At 53.3% G+C, this 1091-nt stretch carries 1 pseudogene; it reads right to left on the reverse strand.

What is annotated here, in order from left to right:
- Positions 1–104 precede the first annotated feature (104 nt).
- Positions 105–1091: pseudogene (locus KDK17_RS10160) on the reverse strand (translational GTPase TypA); the annotation flags it as partial.

Below are 1091 nucleotides of genomic sequence, written 5' to 3' on the forward strand. Positions count from 1 at the left end.
CCTCCGGCAAATACGGAATATTCTGGGCCCAGGTTTTTGCTTCACCGAGACACTTACACTAAACGGGGCCAGGAGGCTGACACCCGGTTAGAAGGCCATCCAAATTACTTGCTGCGACTGGCACGCTTGCGCTCATGCTCTTTCAGGAACTTCTTGCGCAGACGGATGTGGTTAGGCGTAACCTCCACCAACTCGTCATCGTCGATAAATTCCAGGGCCTGTTCCAGGGTGTGCTGGATAGGTGGGGTGAGCTGAATGTTTTCGTCGGAGCCGGAAGCACGAACGTTAGTCAGCTGTTTACCCTTGGTCGGGTTAACCACCAGATCATTGTCACGATTGTGCAGACCAATGATCTGACCTTCATAAACGTCAACGTTCGGGTTCAGGAACAGACGACCACGGTCCTGTAAGTTCCAGAGCGCGTAGCCCAGAACCTTGCCATTCACCATAGAAACCAGTACACCGTTCTTGCGGTGAGACACTTCGCCGTCTTTCACTACCCCGTAATGATCAAAGACATTGGTCAGAATACCGCTGCCGGAGGTCATGGTCAGGAACTGGGAACGGAAACCGATCAGACCACGGGCAGGCATGATGAACTCCAGACGAACACGACCTTTGCCGTCGGGTACCATGTTGGTCAGTTCTGCCTTACGGTAACCCATCTCTTCCATCAGAGAGCCCTGATGCTCTTCCTCAACATCCACAACCACCTGCTCATAAGGCTCCTGCAGAACACCGTCAATTTCCTTGATGACCACCTCCGGACGAGAAACGCCCAGCTCAAAACCTTCGCGACGCATGGTCTCAATCAGAACGGACAGGTGCAGCTCACCGCGACCGGAGACTTTAAACTTGTCGGCATCATCACCCTGCTCAACACGCAGCGCTACGTTATGCAGAAGTTCGCGATCGAGACGCTCCTTGATGTTACGGGAGGTGACATACTTACCATCCTGACCGGCAAAGGGAGAGTCATTGACCTGGAAGGTCATGCTGACGGTGGGCTCATCAACTGTCAGTGCTGTCAGAGCTTCAACATGGTTTGGATCGCAGAGGGTGTCCGATATGTTCAGCTTGTCGATGCCCGT

The sequence above is a fragment of the Endozoicomonas sp. SESOKO2 genome (assembly GCF_024606245.1).
In the GTDB taxonomy this organism is placed as follows: domain Bacteria; phylum Pseudomonadota; class Gammaproteobacteria; order Pseudomonadales; family Endozoicomonadaceae; genus Endozoicomonas_A.